The organism is Acinetobacter sp. BIGb0196 (genome assembly GCF_011759595.1).
Taxonomy (GTDB): Bacteria; Pseudomonadota; Gammaproteobacteria; order Pseudomonadales; family Moraxellaceae; genus Acinetobacter; species Acinetobacter guillouiae.
Window position 1 is genome coordinate 64,270 of sequence record NZ_JAAOZA010000001.1, and the last position, 16,877, is coordinate 81,146.

Genomic DNA, 16,877 nt, shown 5'->3' on the forward strand with positions numbered 1-16,877 from the left:
ATTCAGCAAATTGTAGTAGTATCTTTACTCTAAATTGCTTTGATCAGAAGTGAAATGAGCGATATTGAGAAATTCATTTGAAAGAAAAATACTTGTCATAAAACATTCATAATGAATATGCTTTAATATTAACCCATAAAAATAGTTTTTGTTGCGTGTGGAGCATCTGACCTTGAGCCCAAGTAATCCTGTATTAAACCATCATATATCTTCTCAATTTAATGAGGACTTACAGGATGTGAATACCAAATTTATGACCATGGGCGGTTTGGTAGAACAACAAGTCGCAAATGCAGTGCATGCGTTATTGGATACCAATGCCAATATGGCGATTGATGTTCAATTCCAAGACAATACAGTTAATCGTTATGAACGAGAAATTGATGAAGCACTGACTTTGATTTTGGCGCGTCGTCATCCAGCTGCAATCGACTTACGTATGGTGATTGCCATGAGTAAAGCCAATACCGATTTAGAACGTATTGGTGATGAAGCTGCAAAAATTGCCCGTATTGCACAGACTTTATGTGAAGAGGGCGAGTCTCCGCGTGGCTATATGGAAACACGGCACATTGGCAATCAAGTGCGTGTCATGATTCATGATGCTTTAGATGCTTTTGCGCGTGTGGATGCAGAACAGGCATTAAAAGTTTTGTTGGCCGATGCAGATATTGACCGTGAATATCAATCTGCGACGCGCACACTGATGACCTATATGATTGAAGATCCACGTCATATTAGTCGTGTCATCAATGTGATGTGGGTATTGCGTTCACTAGAGCGAATTGGTGACCATGCCCGTAATATCTCAGAACAAGTCATTTATATGGCAAAAGGTTTTGATGCGCGACATACCAGTGTTGAAGAGATTGAACAAAAAGTTCAAGGTAAATAATTGAATTTATAAGTAAAAAGACCTGAATGATTCAGGTCTTTTTATTTGAAAAATTTAAGATCACAAAAAGAAAATTACACTTGAGCAAGTGCTTGTTCTAAGTCTGCAATCAAGTCATCAATATGTTCAATCCCCACAGATAAACGTACCATATCAATACTCACGCCTGCTGCTTTTAGCTCTGTTTCATTCAGTTGACGATGCGTGGTAGTTGCTGGGTGACAGGCTAAACTTTTTGCATCACCAATATTCACTAGGCGAGTAAACAGCTGTAATGCATCGATAAAACGGGTGCCACCTTCACGACCATCTTCAACACCAAAAGACAGAATTGCAGACGGTTTACCTTTGACGTACTTTTGTGCCAAAGCATGTTGTGGATGATCTTTTAAGCCAGCATAGTTGACCCATTTTACTTTTGGGTGTGCCTGTAAATATTCAGCAACTTTTTGTGCATTTTCAGTATGGCGTTCCATACGCAAATTCAGTGTTTCTAAGCCTTGTAAAATTAAGAATACGCTGAGCGGGCTGATCGCTGCGCCTGTATTTCTTAATGGAACAACACGTGCGCGGGCGATATATGCCGCAGCACCTAAAGCTTCTACATAGTTCACCCCATGATAACTTGGATCTGGGGTATTTAAGACTTTGAAGCGCTCGGGATATTTGCCCCAAGGGAATTTACCGCTATCGACAATCGCGCCACCAATCGAATTACCATGACCGCCAATATACTTGGTCAATGAATGCACCACGATATCTGCACCATGTTCAAAAGGTTTCAGTAGGGCAGGTGTTGCAACAGTATTATCCACAATCACGGGTACACCATATTCATGTGCGATTTTAGCAATGGCATCTAGGTCAATAATATTACCCAGCGGATTGCCAATCGACTCAACGAAAACCAATTTGGTTTTTTCATCAATCAAGCCGCGCAATGCTTCAGGATCTTGGTAATCAAAGAAACGTACTTCAATGCCTTGTTTTGGCAACGTGTGGGCAAATAAATTATATGTTCCACCATAGAGTGTTGAAACCGATGCAATATTGTCACCCGCTTCTGCGATGGTCTGGATAGAATAGGTGATCGCAGACATACCCGAAGCCAATGCTAAAGCACCAATACCGCCTTCAAGCGCACTCAGACGTTGCTCAAGCACAGCGGTCGTTGGATTCATGATCCGTGTATAAATATTACCCTGAACTTTCAGGTCAAATAGATCCGCACCATGTTGGGTATTATCAAAAGCATAAGAGGTGGTCTGATAAATTGGAACGGCTACTGCTTTAGTGGTTGCTTCAGGTTCATAGCCTGCATGTATGGCTAGAGTTTCGTCTTTATATGTCATGTTCTTCCGTCAACTTTTTATTAAATTTCAATAGAGTGTAACAAATAAATATATGAAGTAAACAAGGGTTTATATATTTTAAAATCATAAAAACAGATAAAGCCAACAATGCAGCCCGAGATAAATTGAGTTTCAGCGAGGAAAAACAGACCGAATATCGCTGAGTTTGTGAGCTGTCATTGTGGTGTCATTTGCTGAAACTAGCATAACAAATTCCATAAATTCAGTTATTAAAAACACAATGAAAAAAGCAGCAATAAATAAACTGACCCGCCATAAAAGCACTTTAACTTTAGTCCTCTGTAGTTTACTGGGTTTAACCGCATGTTCTGATGATGATCAAGATTCAATAACACAGAAGACCTTAACCCAAAATATAACATTGGCATTTGGTGATGAAGCCTGTGTAATGGGGGGAACACGTATTCAGAGCGGTTTAGATCGCAATGAAAATGGCAAACTTGAAACCAGTGAAATCACTAAAACAGAAAACAGTTGTAAGCCCAATTTGTTTGCACAAGGTGTAGCATTACCGTTTAATGTATTGGGACGATACCCTGCGAATGGTACGACCATTGATAGCACATTTGATATTCGTCAGGGTGGTTTTGGTTCTGATGTTGCTGCGCATCCAAGCAATAAAAAGCAATTCTATGCATTGACCGATCGGGGGCCAAATGCAGACTTTACTGATAAATTATATGGCGCAGGTAAGGTTTTTGCCATTCCAGACTATGTGCCGAAAATTGGTTTATTTGAAGTTCAAGACAATGGCACTGTGAAATTAATTAAAACCATCAATTTAAAAGATCGCGATGGAAAAGACATCACGGGATTACCCAATACTTCTGCTTTAGGCGGCACAGGGGAAACACCGTATGATGTCAATGGGAAAGTGATTACTGTAGATCCAACCAAGCCATACGATGTGGTGAATAATCCAATTAGACTGGATGATTATGGCTTGGATAGTGAAGGGATCACTGCACTTAACGATGGTACGTTCTGGGTCAGCGATGAATATGGACCACATATTGTGCATTATGATGCCAATGGTAAAGAAATAGGGCGTATCAACCCATTTAAGGCTGATAAACGCAATAATTGGACTTTGCCAAATGAGTTTAGCTATCGCCGTGCCAATCGAGGGATGGAAGGCTTAACCATTAGCCCAGACCAAAAAACTTTGGTTGGGATTATGCAATCGACCATGAGTTTACCGAATAAAAATGTCAATAAATCAACGTTGACGCGTATTGTGACGATTAATCTGGAAACAGGCAAAGTCGCACAATATTTATATCAGCAAGAGATAGCTGAAAATTCAAACTCTGCCATTATTGCCCTCAGTGCAACACAATTTCTGGTTTTAGAACGAGATGGATTGTTTTATAAAGATACGCCCAATGTGATGAAAAATGTCTATCGTATTGATTTAAGCAAAGCCACCAATTTAGAAGATATTCAAACACAAAATGATGTCAAACAAGATGAAAAGCTTGGTTTAACCATTGCGGGCAAGACCTTAGAAGAATACCAATTGGATAAAGGCTGGGACGGTTTAAAAGCATTTAATATTGTTCCAGCACCTAAAACATTGGTACTGGATATGGGGAAAGCGGTTAAATATCCACATGATAAAATGGAAGGTCTGTGGTTGATCAATAGTACGACACTTGGGATTTTAAATGATGACGATATGGGGCTTTGGAATAATGCCAAAGGTATGGAGCCAAAGTATCTGGATGCGGCGCGTACACGTATTGATATCAATACCTTGTACATCATGGATAAATTGAATTTAAAAGGCCAATAATTGCATAACAACAGCCGCCCAAGAGGCGGCTTTTCTATCAGCATCATTTAAAAATAATAGGTTCCTCAATGAAAAAAATAGCCATTCTCACCGTTTTAACGAGTTTAATGACTGCAACTGCTTGGGCTGTACCGCAAGTGACATCACGTGAATATAAGTTGTTGTTACAGCCAGACAAATTTAGCTATGCCAATGAGTCCGCCAACGTAAATAGCTATATGCAACAAGCCAAAACGGTTATTGCCCAGCAAATTAACCGTACAGTTTCAGGAACGATGATCTTAGACAAGCAACGCCAAATACGTTTTTATGATTCACCCAGCAGTTGCCTACTCAATAATATGGGCTATAGCTTTCGAGAACGGATTGAAAACGGAGCATCTGAAGTGACGCTTAAATTTAGAAGCTATGATCATTATCTGTCTGATTTTTCCGATTTGAGTAGCTCGACTGCAGGAGCCAAAACTAAGCTTGAAGATGATATCACGCAAACAGCAACACAAGGGTTTTTGGTGGGGTCCAGTAAATCCACCACAGTGGCAAATACACGGACAATCAATAAGTTTTTAGACATCCATACGCATTTTCCAAAATTTAAAGAAACCTTTGCCATCAGTGATAATCAGCTGTTATCACCTGTAGGTGGACTCACCCTTTATGAACGAAGTTATCGTGGGGTCAGCATTGATTTAGGCGAGTTTGATGCAGAGGTAGATATGAGTTTATGGTATACCCAAGCACCTTATGCAGGATTAAAACCTGCTGTAGTTGAAGTCTCGTTTAAGTACCAAGACCCAAATGCAAATTACACCAATAAGGTTGTACAACGTGCTGCCATTAGTTTTTCTGCTTTGAAAACATTGTCAAACTACAATGCACCAAGTTCAACTCAAACCAAGACGCAATTTGTATATCAGTATCAGCCGAATTTTTGTTCGTGATCATGTGTGAGGTCGCGATTTGATTGCATGTATTGGTGTGGAAAAATGTTTTCTTGATGCTTTTAAAATATCTCAATCAATTGGACAAATCTGAACAAAAATAGATAAATTCAGCGTATAATTGACGGTATTTATTTATTCGCATTTTGCGAATTTCTATTCATTATAGAGGAGTCCTACGTGGCCCAATATATTTACACGATGAACCGTGTGTCGAAGATGGTTCCGCCTAAGCGCGAAATCCTAAAAGACATCTCTTTATCATTTTTCCCAGGTGCAAAAATTGGTGTACTTGGTTTAAACGGTGCAGGTAAATCTACCCTACTCCGTATTATGGCTGGCGTAGATAAAGATTTCTCAGGTGAAGCTCGTGCGCAACCAGGTATTAAAATCGGTTATCTAGAGCAAGAACCACCATTAGATCCAAATAAAGATGTACGTGGAAACGTTGAAGATGGTTTACGTGAACCATTAGATGCATTGGCACGTTTAGATGAAGTTTTTGCTGAATATGCAGCTGAAGATGCTGACTTTGATGCACTTGCAAAAGAGCAAGAGAAATTAGAAGCAATTATTCATGCTTGGGATGCACACAACCTTAGCAACCAAATGGATCAAGCTGCAGCAGCATTGAATCTTCCAGCATGGGATTCTGACGTAAGCTTACTTTCAGGTGGTGAACGTCGTCGTGTAGCATTGTGTCGTTTGTTATTGTCTAAACCAGACATGTTATTGCTTGACGAACCAACCAACCATTTGGATGCAGAATCTGTATCTTGGTTAGAGCGTTTCTTAAAAGACTTTGCTGGTACAATCGTTGCGATTACCCATGACCGTTATTTCTTGGATAACGTTGCAGAGTGGATTCTTGAGCTTGACCGTGGACATGGTATTCCTTATCAAGGTAACTATTCTTCTTGGTTGGAACAAAAGAATGCACGTTTAGAGCAGGAAAATAAACAAGAAGAATCTTTTGCTAAAGCATTGAAAAAAGAATTGGAATGGGTTCGTTCAAATGCTAAAGGTCAGCAAAAGAAAAACAAAGCACGTATGGAGCGCTTTGAAGAGCTTAACTCACGTGAGTTCCAACAACGTAATGAAACCTCTGAAATCTATATTCCACCTGGTCCACGCCTAGGGAATAAGGTTGTAGAAGTTGAAGGCATCAGCAAATCGTTTGATGGCCGTCTACTTTATGAAAACTTATCGTTCACAGTGCCACCAACTGCGATTGTTGGTATCGTTGGTCCAAACGGTGCAGGTAAAACCACTTTATTCCGTATGATGACAGGCGAACAGCAACCTGATACCGGTACAGTTGTATTGGGTGAGTCTGTAAAAGTTGCTTATGTTGGTCAGATTCGTGACACTTTAGATAACAATAAAACAGTTTGGGAAGAAGTTTCTGGTGGTTTAGATATCTTAAGAATTGGCGAATACGAGATTGCATCTCGTGCCTATATCGGTCGCTTTAACTTTAAAGGTCAAGATCAGCAAAAACGTGTTGGTGAATTGTCAGGTGGTGAACGTAACCGTTTACAACTTGCGAAGATCCTTCAGATGGGCGCCAACGTAATCTTACTGGATGAGCCATCAAACGACTTGGATATTGAAACTTTACGTGCACTAGAGGATGCAATTCTTGTATTCCCTGGTACTGTCATGGTGGTATCGCATGACCGTTGGTTCCTTGACCGTATTGCTACACATATCTTGTCGTTTGAAAATGAACAGCCAGAATTCTACGAAGGCAACTATGCTGAATATGAAGCATATCGTTTAGCGCGTTTGGGTGATGCTGCTGTGCAAAAACGTACCAAATACAAAAAAATTGGTGGTTAATCACTAATTTGGTAGATCAAAAAACCAGCTTTCGAGCTGGTTTTTTATTGTAAATAAAGCCGATAAAGTTGGTGTTGTGCTTCGAGATGACCTTGATTTGCAGCAAGCAACAACCATTTGTATGCATTCTTTTTATCTGGTGATAGGCCGAGTTGGCCTTGTAGGTAAATCATGCCCAATTTATATTGGGCCGTGCTATATCCTTTAAGTGCTGAATGTAAAAAATACCAAATCGCGTTGCGTTGATATTTTTGGATTTTTTCATTTAATCGCTGATCTAAATCAAGAGGGTCACGCTGGTTAAGCGCCAGATGTTCATAACTGGTTGCACGGTGGTAAGTATGCATTGATTCAGACATTTTAAATGCATGATAGGAACTGGAATAATGGTATTTATAGCGGATGATTTGCTTGAGTTTCCGTATTATTTTTATTAAATCCATAATGACTCGCACTTATTTTTATGAAATTTTCACTATAAGATTAAAGGAAATAACCAGAATAAGTAATCCCAATAACCATGATTTTTTTTCATATAAAAGTATTGCTAAAGTGGTTCGAGATTAATCATTTATTCAATTTTTGATGGCAGTAGGCTTCTTTGAAATTTTTTTAAAACTATAAATCAATAAAAAGCCCCCTCATCCTAGCCTTCTCCCAAAAGGAGAAGGGACTTTCAATACCAATATGATTCACTCTAAATGATCGTTTTTTGATTGATGAACTAGGCCTATTGAGTTTAAGGCTTGGTACTTTGTATAAAATGAGCTATGAGGAGCTATTTAAAATCATATAGATTTTTTATCATTTTTATCTTAGTTTTTTAATTCTGGGTATTTCAATTTTTGCTATTTGAATCAGGCTAAATCAATTGCATATATAAAAGAATGCCAAAATAACATTCTTCTATATATGTGCGCTAAAAATCAATTAAAGACGCATTTCAATCCCTTGTTCAGCAAGATATTGTTTCGCTTCAGGAATAGAGTATTGACCAAAATGGAATATAGAAGCTGCCAATACAGCATCGGCACCACCTTTTAAAATACCATCTGCTAAATGTTGTAAATTACCCACACCGCCTGATGCAATGGTCGGAATGGTGACACGATCATTGATTTGACGCATTAAACCAATGTCATAACCCGCTTTCGTCCCATCCGCATCCATAGAGGTAACCAATAATTCACCTGCACCGAATTCTGCCATTTTGACCGCCCATTCAATTGCATCTATGCCTGTTGGTTTGCGGCCGCCGTGGGTGAAAATTTCCCATTTATTTTCACCCGTTCTTTTCGCATCGATTGCTACAACAATACATTGTGCACCAAAGCGCTGAGACGCTTCTTGAACGAACTCAGGATTAAATACCGCAGCAGAGTTGATGCTGACTTTATCTGCGCCTGCATTTAATAACAAACGAATATCTTCAACTTTACGAACACCACCACCAACTGTAAGTGGAACAAACACACTTTCAGCCATACGTTCAACAGTACGGTAAGTGGTATCACGGCCATTTGATGTTGCGGTAATGTCTAAAAAGGTGATTTCATCTGCACCTTGCTCATTATAACGACGGGCAACTTCTACAGGATCTCCTGCATCACGGATATCCAGAAACTGGACACCTTTCACCACACGACCATTATCTACGTCCAGGCAAGGAATAATACGTTTAGCGAGCATAATTTTTTCCAAAAATAACAGGCGATTATGAAAGTTCGTGACTTAGGTGCTACACCTCGATAGTCGAAGCGGTTATTCTATCAAACTTATGTAAGTTTTTTCGCAGGTTTTCTATGTCGGTTTATACCACTTTGAGTTTAAAAGAAGTTCAACACTTTGCAGCACCTTATGGATTAGAGGTGGTTGAACTTAAACCAATTCAAGGCGGTGTGCAAAATACCAACTATTTTATCATTTGTGCTGATGGAACACAGTTTGTATTAACATTATTTGAAAATATGGATGCACAAGCAGCAGGGGAATTAATTCCTGTCTTAGAACACTTGGGTCAACAAGGTTTGGCAGTTCCTGTCCCGTTAAAACACAACGGTCAGTCGATTCATAGTTTAAAAGATAAACCCGCACAAATTGCGCCACGGATGTCAGGTAAACATCCGATGCCTTCTACAATCGCTCAAGTTGAGCAAATTGCTGTAGCACAGGCCAAAATGCATGTGGCGTTACAAGATTTTCCATTGCAGCGCCAAGTGGCGCGTGATCATACCTATTGGTACAACGTTGCTCAACAAATCAAACCGACTTTGGATGTGGCGGATAGCGCTTTGCTGAATAACCTTTTAGGTTTATATGAAGCACTGACCATGATGTATCCAAATCGACCTAAAGGTTTTATTCATTCGGATTTGTTCCGTGACAATACTTTGTTTGAAGGCGATGAGTTAAAAGGCATTCTTGATTTTTATGAAATGAATCAAGATGAATTACTTTTTGATATTGCGATTACCTTAAATGACTTTTGTACAGAATATCCAAGTGTTCGCTTGAATGAAGCCAAAGCAACGGCTTTCTTAAATGCATATACCTCGATTCGTCCCCTGACTGAAGATGAAAGAGCTTGCTTAGAGTTATATTTGGCTATGGCCGCAGGTCGCTTTTGGATGATGCGTTTACAAATCGCTCAGATGAATGCCGCTGAAGCACGCACAGGGGACGATATTTTGCAGAAAAATCCGCAAGAAATGCGTAATATGTTGATTGAAAGATTAAAGTTCGTGACTGCTTAATAGTTTTTTGTGGGAAATAAAATGCGTGATCAAGGTCGTTTAGTTGAATGGTTCGATGATAAAGGCTATGGCTTTATTCAACCAAATGATGGTGTAAAAGATCGCGTATTTTTACACATCAAAGATTTTGCACAAAAAGGGCCACGCCCAATCGTGGGTTGTGCCCTTGAATATGTGGTGCAATTAGACGGCCAAGGGCGTTATAAAGCAAAACAAGTTACATATTTAAAAGCCACACAAATGGCGAAAGTCACAAGCCAGCAAGCGGCTAAAGCCAAGCAGTTGCATGTAGCAAAGCAGTCTAAATTACAGCCGATGCAAATTTTGTGCGCTGTTTATATTATTGCTTTGGCAATCTTGAGCATAAGCGGTTTGCTCAATGGCATGTTTATTCTTTTTGTCAGTATTATCAATGTGATGACCTATTGGTTTTATGCACAAGATAAAGAAGCTGCTCAGAGCAATCAGCGTCGTGTTCCTGAAAATACCCTGCATATTTTAGCTTTTTTAGGTGGTTGGCCTGCAGCTTGGTTAGCGCAGCAACGCTTACGACATAAAACACAAAAACAACCCTTTAAAAAGGTTTATTTGTGTACCATATTCTTTAATATTTTATTGATTTTATGGTTAATTTCGCCTTTGAATATGTTTAAGATTTAAACGGGCGTTAGCAAATTTAAAAGGGCTTACAATGAATAATTATGTTGATCCAAATAATAGTAAATCTCTGACTTTAATTTTATATATCCTTTATATTGTTGCAATTTTTTCTGCGGGAATTCTTGCAATCATTGCATTGATTATCAATTATGTAAAATTGAATTCGGTCCGTGGTACGATTTTCGAAAGTCATTTTAGATGGCAAATTCGCACTTTTTGGTGGTATTTAGTCTGGACGGTAATTGCATTTATTCCGTTTATTTTTCTATTTTTCACCATGGATAATGTCAACGCCTTTGCTGGTGTAGCCGTGGGTGCTACGATTTTTTGTGCTGCCACTTTATTTATTTCTTGGATATGGATTGTCTATCGGGCCATTCGAGGCATTATTGCGCTGAATGATGATCAAGCCTTACCGATATAACTGAATCAATAATGCTTGATGGATCTTGTTCCCGAGCAATACAGCTTGATCAAAGCGTAATTTTAGTGAAAACAGCGTTCTGATTAAGAGCGCTGTTTTTCTATCTCAACTGAGTTTTCTTTAAGCTGTCGTTTGTATAAAAATTTGGGTCTCCATTCACTGATGATCACCCCCAATACCACAAGTAAACCACCAAAAAGAGCCAGTAAAGGTAAGCGTTCACCTGCAATTCTGCCAAATAAAGCTGCCCAAACTGGTTCGCCAGCATAAATCACGGCAGCTTGAGACGGATCGACAGAACGTTGTGCCCAATTCATCGTCAATTGTAATAAAGCACTGGTTAAGCCCAGTCCAACAGCAAGCATCACCAATTGCCACGAAAAGGCTGGAATATGCAGCTCACCCACAAAAGGCATACTGGCAAATGAAATCAATGAAGCAAAGGCAAGCTGAATCACCGTTACACGCTGTATATTGACCTTCCCTGCAAAGTGCCCGATGAGAATAATCTCCATAGCAATTGCAAACGAGCCAACTAATGTAATGATTTGCCCCGTATTTAAATCAATATGATGAAAACCATTTCCTGTCAAAAAAATTAAACCGATAAATGCCAGTAAAACACCAAGCCAAGTCATGATATGTGGTCTTTTGCGAAAAATCATCCAGATAAGAATCGGCACAAGGGGCACATATAAGGCTGTTAAAAATGCAGACTCACTGCTGCTGATGGTTTGCATACCGACAGTTTGCGAGCCATACCCTGCGGCAATCATGCCGCCAATCAGTGCACCAGCGATGAGTTCTTTTAAATTGATACCTTTTAGATATTTATAAGACAGTAATCCAACAGCAAGGGTCGCTGCAGCAAAACGACAACCGACAAAAAAAATAGGGGAACTATAGTTTAGGGCATAATGTACAATGACAAATGTACCACCCCAAATCATGGTCATCAGGATCAGTGCAATTTGAGGCGTTCTGGACTTTAAAAATAAAGCGAGGGGAGAGGAAGACATAAAATAAAGTAATGTAGAAGAGCAGGGCTATTTTACGCGAAAGCACAGTATTGTGCAGATGTTAAGCTGAGTAATCGGGTAGTTAAATCATTCAATTGTCATGCAGTCGTGCTAGCATATTGAATCAAAATTTTGATAAAGAGAAATAAATCATGGTGATCGAACAGGCTTTATTTCATATTGTTGATGGTCAACAAATGGCTTTTGAAAAGAAATTTTATGAATTATCAGACACCTTCCGGAATGCCCAAGGTTGTGAAAAATTTAAATTGATCCGTGGTATAGAAGACAACCAAAAATATATTCTACAAATTCACTGGATTGATCTTAAAACCCATACAGATGTTTTTATGAAAACAGATGAATTTAAACAGTGGTTTACGGCAATGAAGCCCTTTTTAGCAAGTAAAATTGAAATGCAACATTTTGAAAATACATTGGTTTAAATATCGATATGTTGATTTAAAGACCACTTTTTAACGCATAAAAAAGAGAACATCTAAGTTCTCTTTTTTTAATCAGATCTAGGCTGGGAAATTAAAAGCCTTGTTCATCCAATAACAGCTGCGCTTCACGTAGGTTTAATGTGCCTTCGTAAATTGCACGACCTGTGATCGCACCTAAAATACCCGGTTTACCTTTTAAATTACGCACATCATCCAGATTAGTTACACCGCCTGAGGCGATCACTGGAAGACCTGAGTATTGTGCGAGATTTACTGTCTGTTCAACATTGACACCCTGCATCATACCGTCACGTGCGATATCGGTATAAACAATACTCGATACACCGGCATCTGCAAAACGTTTTGCAAGATCAGTGGCTTTTACATCAGTGACATTTGCCCAGCCATCAGTTGCAACCATACCATTGATCGCATCAATACCGACAATAATGTGTCCCGCAAACTTCTTACAGGCTTCTTCAACAAATTCAGGATTTTGAACTGCTTTGGTCCCGATGATGACAAAAGAAACGCCCGCATCTAAATAATGTTCGATTGTTTCCAAAGAGCGAATACCACCGCCAATCTGGATTGGCAGTTCAGGCTGTGCTTTTGCAATTGCTTCAACGACAGGTTTATGAATTGGTGTTCCAGCAAAAGCCCCATTCAAATCAACCAAATGCAAACGACGAGCGCCTTCATTTACCCAATGCTGTGCTGTTGCAACAGGATCATCAGAAAATACGGTATCGTCTTCCATACGACCTTGTTTTAAACGAACACATTTACCATCTTTCAGGTCAATTGCCGGGATGATCAGCATGCTTTCGCTCCTTGCTTAATCTCAATGAAGAATTTATTGATCTTCATCTTAGCAAAAACTTGATCAATTTCTAAGTGTCAGTTTAGGCTTTTATTGGCGCGAATGCTCAATTTAAGCTGAGTATGTGCAATCGTGTCAGGTATTAAGTCTAAATCCAGTAAGGCTTCGAAAATTAAGAGTGCGGCATAGGCATCGGCTGCAGCATATTCAATTTGTGGTGTTGTGAGGATTTTACGTGCCCAATTTGAGGTGCTAATAGATTTACTTTTAGGGAAATTGACTTGGAATAGCAATGCCATAGCATTTTTAATTCCTAAAGGATTATTGAAGCCAAAACTCGAAAAGCATTTTGAAAGTTCGATGACACTGTTGAGTTGCATGCCTTTTTTACGGAATAAATGTGCATCATTTTTTAAGCCAAAACCAACTTTAATCTGATCAGGATTTTCAAAAAAGGTCGCTAGAAAAGCCAAAATATCTGCTGAAACTTGAAATAAATAGGCTTTTTCAAATGTCGCCAGTTGAATAAGATGTGGGCCAGTTTGAATTTCACCTTTATTAAAGGTAGGTTTGGACTCAGTATCGAAACCAAAAATGTGTGCCGTTTTTAATTCTGCTTCAATCGCTTGGCATTGTTGCAAGCTATTAATCACAACAATGTTACTCAAAGGCAAATTTTGAAAACGGGGAAAGCTCTGAATTTGTTCTTTACTAGGAAGTTGCTGAGTTTGAATATTCACAAATTTAAGCTCACAAATTTTAGTCGACCAGTTTAAGCATTAAAAATATTAACCATATTGTGTTATAACAAACTTTGAATAAAAGATGATAGTTTTGTGGGTCAAAAACACAGGAATAAATTGTATGGTTGAAAAAGATGATGATCTTTTTATAGAAGGCGCCAAGCGTTTAAAGCAATTGATTCAGGATAAAAATATAAAAGCCAGTGATATTGTCAACGTACTGGAAACTTCAAAAGGGACCATGACCAAATGGTTGCAAAACTCAACACCGTCGAGTGCGCAAAGCTTAATTGAATTGGCGCGTTTAGTTGGGATGACTGAACGCTGGAATATGGAATCTAAACAGCAAGATAAAGCAGATCTGGTGACCAAAGCATATGCTGAGTCTGAGTTGGATTTAAGTCATATCACCATGGAACAGTTGATCAACGAAATAAAAGACCGTTACGCAGCTTTAAATTTAAAAGCGGATATTAAAATTAGTGTTGAGCCATTAGAAGGTGGTTTTGTCACCAAAGAGTAAAATAACCACCTTATAAAAATAGGGTGGTTATTTCGGCTGATTTATTCAGATTGATTGATTTGTTGTTGATATTGCTGAAATTGTTGCGCTTGGTCAAGGTAACTTTGATATGCTGGGATTGCTGTAACTGCAAGGATTAGAATACTGATTGGGAAGATCACAATATAAATCCAAGCCAATACTTTTTCCCAACCACGAGTAATTCGAGGTGCGCCATAGTTATTTGTCCCAGCATCTCCTTTTGCACAGCTTAAATAAACAAAAAAGAATAAATTCACCAAAGGTAAAAGCATAAGAAGAGATAACCAGCCACTTTGGTTTTTGTCATGTAAGCGACGGATTGTAAAAATAAAACTGAAGTAGATTACCGCGATATAAATAATAATCGCAACTGCACCGAGTATAAAGATGAGCGTATTTGAAGGTGAGTTACTTAAAGCAGGGATGAATAATGCAGCGATAATACCCAGTACAAACATGGATAGACCCAACAGCATATTCCAGCCTAAATAGGATAATCGACCAAAACGGCCACTGGCACTTAAAGCTGAATCATGGGTTTGAAAATTAGAAGACATTGTTATGTTCCTAGAATGAATTAAGGTTTTTAAATCAATTTTTAAAATCAATTGTTGGATTTTTATTCAATTTGGTTGAATCATAATAAACAGACGATAAAAAATAAAGTCCAAATAAAATAAAAAAATCAAGCCAACTGCAATTGACTTGATTTTTAGAGATATAAATCGGGATGAGATTGACCTGAATGAATCAGATTTTCCATTCCACAAAGTTTTTCAGTAACTGTAAACCTGCTGTATGGCTCTTTTCAGGATGGAACTGTGTCGCAAATAAATTTTCTTTATGAATGGCTGTACAGAACTGCAAACCATAATCACATGTTGCAGCAACAAGAGACGGGTCTTTGGGTTCGACATAATAGCTATGTACAAAGTAAAAACGGCTATCTTGATCAATATCTTTCCACATCGGATGATTTGGATCTGCCTGATGGACTTGGTTCCAGCCCATATGTGGGACTTTTAAGCCGTCCATATCTGGAAAATGTTTTACCACACCCTCAAAAATACCTAGCGCTTGAGTACCCGCATTTTCCTCTGATGATTCAAGCAAAGCTTGCATGCCGACACAAATGGCAAGTACCGGTTTATTAAACGCCGCATGACGCACAACCTCATCAATACCTGCTTCATGCATCCCCTGCATACAATCACGCATTGCCCCTACACCCGGAAATACGATTTTATCTGCCTGAGCGATTAATTTTGGATCATTTGTGACATCTACAGTTGCGCCAACATGTTCGAGTGCTTTGGCTGCTGAATGAAGATTTCCCATGCCATAGTCAAGAAGGGCAATACGGGTCATTACAAGGTTCCTTTCGTCGATGCAACAGTATTTTCTGCACGCGGATCAACTTCACACGCCATGCGAAGCGCACGTGCAAATGCTTTAAAAACACTTTCAATTTGGTGATGGCTATTTTTGCCTTTTAAATTGTCAATGTGCAAAGTCATTAAAGCGTGATTTACAAAGCCTTGGAAAAACTCGGAAAATAAATCCACATCAAAACTGCCGATACGGGCGCGTGTAAATGGGATATCCATCCATAAACCTGGACGACCTGATAAATCTACCACAACACGGCTTAAAGCTTCATCAAGTGGTGCATAGAAATGACCATAACGTTTTAAGCCTTTTTTATCACCGAGTGCTTGCGCAAATGCTTGGCCTAGTGTGATTCCACAGTCTTCTACAGTATGGTGATCATCGATTTCTAAGTCGCCATCACAATGAATATCGATGTCAAATAAACCATGACGCTTGATTTGATCAACCATATGGTCTAAAAAGGGAACACCTGTATTGAGCGTGCCTTGACCAGTACCATCAAGATTCACACGAACTCGAATTTTAGTTTCGTTGGTGTTTCTTACCACTTCACTGATACGTTGCGCCATAGACACGTTCCTCAAAAAACGTCAAAAATTAAAAGTTTGATGTAAAGATATTTCGCTGTGACGAAAGTGACAGCATATTAGATTGCTCAGGAGGGTTAATCAATGCCTATTACCGTACATGCTAAAACTTCACTAGAAAATGAAGAAGTTCGCGATCAGCTTGAGCGATTATATGACACCAGTCCCGAGTTTGGGGATGGTCATGATGCCATAGAACAACTTGAGCAAAACTTGGCTCATTATACCTTACTTTATGTCGCAGAATTTAATACAAAGATTATTGGTGCGTTATGGTGTACTGGACAAGGTGAAAGTCGGACTTTGGAAAATATTGTGGTGCATCCGGCTAACCGCGGACGCGGCGTTGCAGAACGTTTGGTCGAAGAAGTTTGTCGTATCGAGGAAGAAAAGGGCATTAAAAACTTTGAGCCGGGCTGTGGAGCAATCCATCGTTGTTTAGCTCACTTAGGTAAAATCTAAGATCATCTTGGATCTTTGACCAATTTAAGCAACCTGATCAGGTTGCTTTTTTATTTGGCTATTTTTCTACAACTATAAAGTTAAGCTGATCTCAGTAGCATATTGCAGTCACGACCAAAACACTTTGGGAAAAAAATTAAATCGAGTTTGCAAAACTTAAAGCAAGGAGGAGTACCTT

The 16,877-nt window shown here is 39.1% G+C and carries 19 protein-coding genes; 10 read left to right on the forward strand and 9 right to left on the reverse strand.

Translation table 11 applies throughout. From position 1 onward, the window contains the following. The first annotated feature begins 172 nt into the window (after positions 1 to 172). On the forward strand, positions 173 to 895 hold the full coding sequence (phoU, locus tag FHR28_RS00285) for a phosphate signaling complex protein PhoU (RefSeq protein ID WP_004725313.1): 723 nt from the start codon (positions 173 to 175) through the stop codon (positions 893 to 895). A gap of 74 nt (positions 896 to 969) precedes the next feature. On the opposite strand, the gene FHR28_RS00290 is transcribed toward phoU, so the two are convergent. Then, entirely contained in the window at positions 970 to 2,247 is a 1,278-nt protein-coding gene (locus FHR28_RS00290) for an O-acetylhomoserine aminocarboxypropyltransferase/cysteine synthase family protein (protein ID WP_004725315.1), read from the reverse strand. 241 nt (positions 2,248 to 2,488) lie between these two features. Here FHR28_RS00290 and FHR28_RS00295 point away from each other — a divergent pair, with 241 nt between their 5' ends. From FHR28_RS00295 to ettA, 3 genes are all read left to right on the forward strand, one after another. Continuing rightward, positions 2,489 to 4,063, forward strand: a complete 1,575-nt coding sequence (locus FHR28_RS00295; protein WP_166781714.1) for an esterase-like activity of phytase family protein — start codon at positions 2,489 to 2,491, stop codon at positions 4,061 to 4,063. Positions 4,064 to 4,131: 68 nt separating this feature from the next. Next, on the forward strand, positions 4,132 to 5,004 hold the full coding sequence (locus FHR28_RS00300) for a hypothetical protein (RefSeq protein ID WP_154129415.1): 873 nt from the start codon (positions 4,132 to 4,134) through the stop codon (positions 5,002 to 5,004). Positions 5,005 to 5,184: 180 nt separating this feature from the next. After that, a complete protein-coding gene (gene ettA / locus FHR28_RS00305) occupies positions 5,185 to 6,846 on the forward strand; it encodes an energy-dependent translational throttle protein EttA (RefSeq protein WP_004816581.1) in 1,662 nt (553 codons plus the stop codon). A 44-nt stretch (positions 6,847 to 6,890) separates the two neighbouring features. On the opposite strand, the gene FHR28_RS00310 is transcribed toward ettA, so the two are convergent. After that, positions 6,891 to 7,205, reverse strand: coding sequence for a tetratricopeptide repeat protein (locus tag FHR28_RS00310; protein ID WP_224964392.1), 315 nt, complete (start codon positions 7,203 to 7,205; stop codon positions 6,891 to 6,893). 571 nt (positions 7,206 to 7,776) lie between these two features. Next, positions 7,777 to 8,538: an imidazole glycerol phosphate synthase subunit HisF gene (gene hisF, locus FHR28_RS00315; protein WP_303576666.1), complete on the reverse strand. Its 762-nt coding sequence runs from the start codon at positions 8,536 to 8,538 to the stop codon at positions 7,777 to 7,779. A 110-nt stretch (positions 8,539 to 8,648) separates the two neighbouring features. On the opposite strand from hisF, the gene FHR28_RS00320 reads away from it, so the two are divergent. The 3 genes from FHR28_RS00320 to FHR28_RS00330 are packed head-to-tail and all read left to right on the forward strand — an operon-like array spanning position 8,649 to position 10,683. After that, a complete protein-coding gene (locus FHR28_RS00320) occupies positions 8,649 to 9,599 on the forward strand; it encodes a homoserine kinase (protein ID WP_166781715.1) in 951 nt (316 codons plus the stop codon). 21 nt (positions 9,600 to 9,620) lie between these two features. Then, entirely contained in the window at positions 9,621 to 10,259 is a 639-nt protein-coding gene (locus FHR28_RS00325) for a DUF1294 domain-containing protein (RefSeq protein WP_166781716.1), read from the forward strand. Between the two features lie 31 nt (positions 10,260 to 10,290). Beyond that, positions 10,291 to 10,683 carry a DUF4870 family protein gene (locus FHR28_RS00330; protein ID WP_004725331.1) on the forward strand — a complete coding sequence of 131 codons (393 nt, stop codon included), beginning with the start codon at positions 10,291 to 10,293 and terminating at the stop codon, positions 10,681 to 10,683. Positions 10,684 to 10,766: 83 nt separating this feature from the next. Here the strand turns inward: FHR28_RS00330 and FHR28_RS00335 are convergent, their stop codons facing one another. Continuing rightward, positions 10,767 to 11,702, reverse strand: a complete 936-nt coding sequence (locus FHR28_RS00335) for a DMT family transporter (protein WP_105713812.1) — start codon at positions 11,700 to 11,702, stop codon at positions 10,767 to 10,769. Positions 11,703 to 11,854: 152 nt separating this feature from the next. Here FHR28_RS00335 and FHR28_RS00340 point away from each other — a divergent pair, with 152 nt between their 5' ends. Beyond that, positions 11,855 to 12,148: an antibiotic biosynthesis monooxygenase family protein gene (locus tag FHR28_RS00340; RefSeq protein WP_004725336.1), complete on the forward strand. Its 294-nt coding sequence runs from the start codon at positions 11,855 to 11,857 to the stop codon at positions 12,146 to 12,148. A 91-nt stretch (positions 12,149 to 12,239) separates the two neighbouring features. On the opposite strand, the gene hisA is transcribed toward FHR28_RS00340, so the two are convergent. Together hisA and FHR28_RS00350 are read right to left on the reverse strand one after the other, a co-directional pair. Next, a complete protein-coding gene (gene hisA / locus FHR28_RS00345; RefSeq protein WP_004725338.1) occupies positions 12,240 to 12,971 on the reverse strand; it encodes a 1-(5-phosphoribosyl)-5-[(5-phosphoribosylamino)methylideneamino]imidazole-4-carboxamide isomerase in 732 nt (243 codons plus the stop codon). A gap of 77 nt (positions 12,972 to 13,048) precedes the next feature. Beyond that, positions 13,049 to 13,711, reverse strand: a complete 663-nt coding sequence (locus FHR28_RS00350) for a 3'-5' exonuclease (RefSeq protein ID WP_166781717.1) — start codon at positions 13,709 to 13,711, stop codon at positions 13,049 to 13,051. A gap of 124 nt (positions 13,712 to 13,835) precedes the next feature. Here FHR28_RS00350 and FHR28_RS00355 point away from each other — a divergent pair, with 124 nt between their 5' ends. Beyond that, positions 13,836 to 14,237 carry a transcriptional regulator gene (locus FHR28_RS00355; protein WP_166781718.1) on the forward strand — a complete coding sequence of 134 codons (402 nt, stop codon included), beginning with the start codon at positions 13,836 to 13,838 and terminating at the stop codon, positions 14,235 to 14,237. Positions 14,238 to 14,278: 41 nt separating this feature from the next. Here the strand turns inward: FHR28_RS00355 and FHR28_RS00360 are convergent, their stop codons facing one another. The 3 genes from FHR28_RS00360 to hisB all read right to left on the reverse strand — a co-directional run bounded on the left by FHR28_RS00360 (position 14,279) and on the right by hisB (position 16,219). After that, a complete protein-coding gene (locus FHR28_RS00360) occupies positions 14,279 to 14,815 on the reverse strand; it encodes a DUF805 domain-containing protein (protein ID WP_004725344.1) in 537 nt (178 codons plus the stop codon). 193 nt (positions 14,816 to 15,008) lie between these two features. After that, a complete protein-coding gene (gene hisH, locus FHR28_RS00365) occupies positions 15,009 to 15,626 on the reverse strand; it encodes an imidazole glycerol phosphate synthase subunit HisH (RefSeq protein ID WP_096735307.1) in 618 nt (205 codons plus the stop codon). Next, the gene (hisB, locus tag FHR28_RS00370) at positions 15,626 to 16,219 is read right to left on the reverse strand and encodes an imidazoleglycerol-phosphate dehydratase HisB (protein WP_004725347.1); all 594 of its coding nucleotides are present in this window, start codon (positions 16,217 to 16,219) and stop codon (positions 15,626 to 15,628) included. The genes hisH and hisB overlap by 1 nt, the downstream gene beginning before the upstream one ends. Positions 16,220 to 16,321: 102 nt before the next feature. Here hisB and FHR28_RS00375 point away from each other — a divergent pair, with 102 nt between their 5' ends. Continuing rightward, positions 16,322 to 16,699 (forward strand): GNAT family N-acetyltransferase, encoded by a 378-nt coding sequence (locus FHR28_RS00375; RefSeq protein WP_004816597.1) that lies wholly within the window; start codon positions 16,322 to 16,324, stop codon positions 16,697 to 16,699. Positions 16,700 to 16,877 lie beyond the last annotated feature (178 nt).